This is a genomic window from Kitasatospora sp. NPDC059722, assembly GCF_042733235.1.
GTDB lineage: Bacteria > Actinomycetota > Actinomycetes > Streptomycetales > Streptomycetaceae > Kitasatospora.
Genome location: NZ_JBHWGD010000017.1, coordinates 97370 through 101920, shown reverse-complemented (window position 1 = coordinate 101920; position 4551 = coordinate 97370). Strand labels below are relative to the sequence as shown.

At 72.4% G+C, this 4551-nt stretch carries 6 protein-coding genes; 1 reads left to right on the top strand and 5 read right to left on the bottom strand.

What is annotated here, in order from left to right; genetic code table 11:
- Window positions 1-112 precede the first annotated feature (112 nt).
- The 5 genes from ACFV4F_RS14245 to ACFV4F_RS14225 form a co-directional block, all read right to left on the bottom strand.
- Window positions 113-1246 (bottom strand): methyltransferase domain-containing protein, encoded by a 1134-nt coding sequence (locus ACFV4F_RS14245; protein ID WP_380502369.1) that lies wholly within the window; start codon window positions 1244-1246, stop codon window positions 113-115.
- The gene (locus tag ACFV4F_RS14240; RefSeq protein ID WP_380502367.1) at window positions 1243-1395 is read right to left on the bottom strand and encodes a hypothetical protein; all 153 of its coding nucleotides are present in this window, start codon (window positions 1393-1395) and stop codon (window positions 1243-1245) included. The genes ACFV4F_RS14245 and ACFV4F_RS14240 overlap by 4 nt, the downstream gene beginning before the upstream one ends.
- A gap of 140 nt (window positions 1396-1535) precedes the next feature.
- Entirely contained in the window at window positions 1536-2384 is an 849-nt protein-coding gene (locus ACFV4F_RS14235) for a helix-turn-helix domain-containing protein (RefSeq protein WP_380502365.1), read from the bottom strand.
- 23 nt (window positions 2385-2407) lie between these two features.
- Window positions 2408-2935: a DUF6879 family protein gene (locus ACFV4F_RS14230; protein ID WP_380502363.1), complete on the bottom strand. Its 528-nt coding sequence runs from the start codon at window positions 2933-2935 to the stop codon at window positions 2408-2410.
- Entirely contained in the window at window positions 2907-3170 is a 264-nt protein-coding gene (locus ACFV4F_RS14225; RefSeq protein WP_380496836.1) for a hypothetical protein, read from the bottom strand. The genes ACFV4F_RS14230 and ACFV4F_RS14225 overlap by 29 nt, the downstream gene beginning before the upstream one ends.
- Window positions 3171-3278: 108 nt before the next feature.
- On the opposite strand from ACFV4F_RS14225, the gene ACFV4F_RS14220 reads away from it, so the two are divergent.
- The gene (locus ACFV4F_RS14220) at window positions 3279-4409 is read left to right on the top strand and encodes a methyltransferase domain-containing protein (RefSeq protein WP_380502361.1); all 1131 of its coding nucleotides are present in this window, start codon (window positions 3279-3281) and stop codon (window positions 4407-4409) included.
- Window positions 4410-4551 lie beyond the last annotated feature (142 nt).

Sequence of the window (4551 nt, the reverse complement as noted above, 5' to 3'; positions counted from 1 at the left end):
CTCACCCCCCCCAGCCCCCCCCCACCCCACCGCGTCTCTCCCACACCCCCGACCCGCCGGGGGGCTCCGTCCCCCCCCCCGCGCCCCGGGGGGGCCCGGGACCGATTTGGGGTCAGATCGCCTGGGCGGGTTCGTCGAGCCAGGCGTGCCAGCCGTCCGGGGTGACGGTGAGTCCGAGACGCTCGACTCCGGGCTCGCCCGTGTCGTGCCACCAGATGAGGGCCCGCTCGAAGTCCTCCCACAGGCGGCGCCCGCCGTACTGGCGGACCAGGTGAACGCTCTCACCGTCGCGGAACGTCGCTGCGGCCCAGGCCGGGGTCGTAAGGGAGTAGAGCCACAGGGTGCGGGCACCGTCCTGGTGCGGCTGGATCGCGTGCGTCACGTCGCGCAGGCGCAGCCCGGCGGCCAGCGGAAACGGGTCGAACTTTCTGTGCGACGGGAGGGCGGCGGCGGTGGTGTGTTCGGCGACGGTGCCGCCGTCTGCGGGGTTGTCCGGCCATCGCAGGCGCTGGGAGCGCATCTTCATGAACTCCACGGGCTGGAGGAACGGGCCGCTCGCGGTGCCGTCGCCGTGGACGGTGAGGCGGGCCAAGGCGTCGGCGTTGGAGTAGTGGGTGCCGAAGGGCGCCAGGATCAGCCCGCCGGGGCGGGTCTGCTCGATCCACGCCTGGGGGATCTCGCGCAGCCCGAAGGTGGCGGTGATCCGGTCGTACGGGGCGCCGGCCTGGTGGCCGAGCGCGCCGTCCCCGCAGACGACCTGCGGCTGGTAGCCGGCGGCGTGCAGGGCGGCACGGGCCTGGGCGGACACGAGCGGGTCGATCTCGACGGTGGTCACGTTCGCGTCGCCGAGCCGGTGGGCGAGCAATGCGCTGTTCCATCCGGTGCCGGTGCCCTGCTCCATCACCCGCATCCCCGGCTCGGCCTGGAGGTCGTCCAGCATCGAGGCGACGAGCGACGGCATCGAGGCGGAGCTGGTCGGCACCGTGCCGGGTTTCCGGCCGGCGTGAGCGCCGTCGTCCCATTGGGTGACGATCGGAATGTCCGCGGCGGCGGCCGCCGACCAGCCTCGTTCGTCCTCGGTGCGGTCGAGGGGCCGGCTCTTCCCGGTGGCCATGTCGTGGGCCCAGATCAGGTCCGGCAGGAACAGCGAGCGCGGGACGGCGTCGAAGGCCGTCGCCCACGCGTCGGCGATGGGGAAGGACCGCCCTGGCGCGGGGCGGCCCTCCTGCTCGGGTGCGAGCGTCACTTCTTGTGTCCTCCGTCGCCGGGCGGTGTGCTGCCGTCGGGGGACGGCGGGTCGGTCGGCGGCGTCCAGGGCGTCCCAGGGTGCCCGTCGCCGCCGTCCCCGCCACCGCCGCCGCCGTGCCCTCCGCCATCAAGTGCGACCGTCTCCATCACCGGCTCCTCTCCAAGGGGTGGCCGCCGCTCTGCGGGCCCTCAGGGCGAGTGCCCCGGTTCCTTCCGCAGAGCGGCACCCACGACGTTAGGGAGTGACGTCGCGATCACTCAACGCACTTGCGGATTCTTGCGCACCTTCATTCGAGGACGCCGATGGCATCGGCGATCAGGCGCCGGGCGGCGTCCCCGTGCGCGGCCATCTGCGACAGCTCGGTGAACGCCTTCGCGTAGTCGGCGAGTTCGCGGGGCTGAGTGACGCTGATCTCCGCCGTGAGCGTCTCCACCGAGCAGCTTGAGGCGTCGAAGAGGTAGAAGGCCTCAAGCGGCCACACTGCACGCTCGGCTCCGAACGGAATGATGCCCAGGCTCAGCGAGGGCAATGGCATCAAGGTGATCAGGTGGCGCAGTTGGCCGGCCATCGCGGCAGGATCGCCGATCCGGTGGCGCAGGACGGCTTCCTCCAGGACGACCACGAAGCGGTGGCCGCCCTCGTACAGGAAGCGGCTGCGAGCGACTCTGGCGGCGACCGCCTCGGTGACGTCGTCGGCGTAGCCCTTGAACCGGGTGATGCCGTTCAACAGCGCGGTGGCGTAGGCCGGGGTCTGGAGGAAGCCCGGGATGACGTTGGAGGCGTAGACGCGCAGCAGTGCGGTCCTGGCGTACCGGTCGAGGCTCTGCTGCTGGGTGCGGGCAAGGCCGCTGCGGTGCAGTCGTCGCCATTCCATGTACATCGAGTCGACGGCACGGGCGGTGGCGATCAGGTCCGGGACCTGGTCGTCGGCGCCGCACGCGGCGCACCAGGCGCGGATGTCGTCCTCGGAGGGGGCTTTTCTGGCGTTGAGGATGCGGGAGGTCTTGGACTCGTGCCAGCCGCAGCGGGCGGCGAGTCGCTGCCCGTTGAGGCCGGCGTCCAGCATCAGGTCGCGCAGCCGCGCGGCGACGGCCCGCCGGGCGGCTTCGGCACTGGAGGAGGGGGAGGAGTACATCCGCGGGCGGTCCGGAGCGAGGGTCAGACGGTGTACTTCTCGTGTGGGACGCCGCGCTCCCAGACCGCCTCGAAGGCGGTGGAGCAGAGCCTCACCACGGCCGGTTCCTCGGTGTAGGTCAGGCGCGGCTCGGCCCATGCGCCGTCGCCGGTGAAGTGGTTGAACAACACCCGTGCCTGGTCGAACAGCCAGAAGTCGCTGCCCGGCAGCGCGATCTCGCAGGCCTGCCTGCGGGACAGCCACCGGACCTCCTCGCCCAGATCCACGTTGGCCACGGTCAGGGCGTACTCGTAGCGGATGTAGTCGGTGACCGGCTCCGAGACGATGCGTGCCCGGCGCAGCGCCACGTCCCGGTCGGTGGCCTCGGTCACCATGGCGCGCCAGCGCGACCAGTGCGGGGAGGTGGTGTCGGTGTTCGCGTACCCGCTGCGCAGGTACTCGGCGAAGCCGCCGCTGTCCTGGCCGGCGTAGGTGTCGCGCATCTCCAGGTGCACGGCGGAGCGCTGGGCGCCCTGCAGCAGTTCAGCGAAGCTCGGCACGTTCGGCGTCATCGCAGGCCTTCCTCAGCATCGGGATCATCCGGGTGGGGATGCGGACCACGGCCTCCGTCGCCGGGATTCCGCTACCGTGTCCGGCGGTCCACTCGGTGGTGCCGATCGCGGCGAGCATCGCGTCGTCCGGCTTCCAGCCCTGGACGACGATCTCCCCCGCGTCGCGGTCCACCCACACGGTCGGCGATCCCTCGTGCTCCGTGTTCGGGTCGATCCCGACGAACTGAAGGTCCACGGTGCCTCCCATACCAAGCCGGTTGCCACATCTTGCGCCCACCGTTCCGCAGACCTGATGAGACGTCAAGAAGCAAGCCCGGCTCCCCGAAGAAGTGAGCGCCAACTGATGGACAAGTACGCGCAGTTGCTGGCCGACCTGACCGAGGCCGGCGTGCTGGGCGAGGAGTGGCGGGGCGCGTTCGAGCGTGCCCCGCGCTCTGCCTTCGTGCCGGACGTCGTGTGGACCCCGGACGAGGACGCACCGACCGGCTGCCGGCGGATCATCAAGGCCGACGACCCGGACGCCTGGTGGTCGCTGGTGAATGCCGACGGCGTGGTCGTCACACAGGTCGACGACGGACACGAGAACGGGCCGGGCATCGCCACGTCGTCGGCGTCCATGCCGTCCCTCGTCGCGGCCATGCTCCGCCACCTGGACGTGCGGGACGGCCACAACGTGCTCGATGTCGGCACCGGAACCGGCTGGACAAGCGCCTTGCTGTGCAGCTTGCTTGGCGACGACCGGGTGACCACGGTCGAAGTCGACCCGGCCATCGCCGCCGAGGCGGCGCTGAGACTCGGCGCCGCCGGATTCGCGCCCAGGCGGGTCGTCGGCGACGGGCTGGCGGGATGGTCCTACGCTGCCCCCTACGACCGCGTCCACTCGACGGCAGCCGTCCGCCGGGTGCCCTCCACCTGGATCGAACAGACCCGGCCCGGTGGCGTGATCGTCACCCCGTGGGGCACCCCGTACGCCAATGCCGGGCTGCTGCGCCTGGTGGTCGGCCGGCCGGGCGGGGCCTCGCACGGCCGGTTCGTCGGCAACGTCTCCTTCATGTGGATGCGGGCACAGCGCCCGCACGCCGTGATCGAGCCAGCGGACGTGCCGGGCCGCAAAGGGCCTTCCACGATGGACCCGGAGCTGGCCCTGGAGGACGTGAACGCCGCATTCGCCATCGGCCTTCGGGTGCCGGGCATCCGGTACGAACACGTCTGGGACGGCGCCGACCCCGGCGGCACCTACCGCATGCAGCTCTCGGACGGTGCGGGATCGTGGGCATCCGTCCGCTACGCCGCATGGGACGCCGAGGACGCCGCCCACCAGTCCGGCCCCCGCCGGCTGTGGGACGAAATCACGAGAGCCCGCCTGTGGTGGCTGGAGGAGGGCAAGCCCGACCTGTGCCGGTTCGGCGTGACCATCGCCGTGGACGGTGCGCAGTCCGTCTGGCTGGACGACCCCGGCAACCCCGTGGCCTGACCTCCGCCCGGCCCCGGGCGGCCCCCCCCCGGGGGGGGCGGGGGCCCCCGCCCCCCCCCCAAAATGTCCCGCCCGCCCTCTCTCTCCGCCCCCCCCCCCGCGGGCGGGGCGCGCGGCGGGGGGGGGGCGAGCGGGGGCGGGC

What these genes read in the sequence shown, in the direction of transcription:
- ACFV4F_RS14240 (WP_380502367.1), bottom strand. Translation starts at nt 1,395, where the DNA reads ATGGAGACGGTCGCACTTGATGGCGGAGGGCACGGCGGCGGCGGTGGC.
- ACFV4F_RS14230 (WP_380502363.1), bottom strand. Translation starts at nt 2,935, where the DNA reads ATGACGCCGAACGTGCCGAGCTTCGCTGAACTGCTGCAGGGCGCCCAG.
- ACFV4F_RS14220 (WP_380502361.1), top strand. Translation starts at nt 3,279, where the DNA reads ATGGACAAGTACGCGCAGTTGCTGGCCGACCTGACCGAGGCCGGCGTG.
- ACFV4F_RS14235 (WP_380502365.1), bottom strand. Translation starts at nt 2,384, where the DNA reads ATGTACTCCTCCCCCTCCTCCAGTGCCGAAGCCGCCCGGCGGGCCGTC.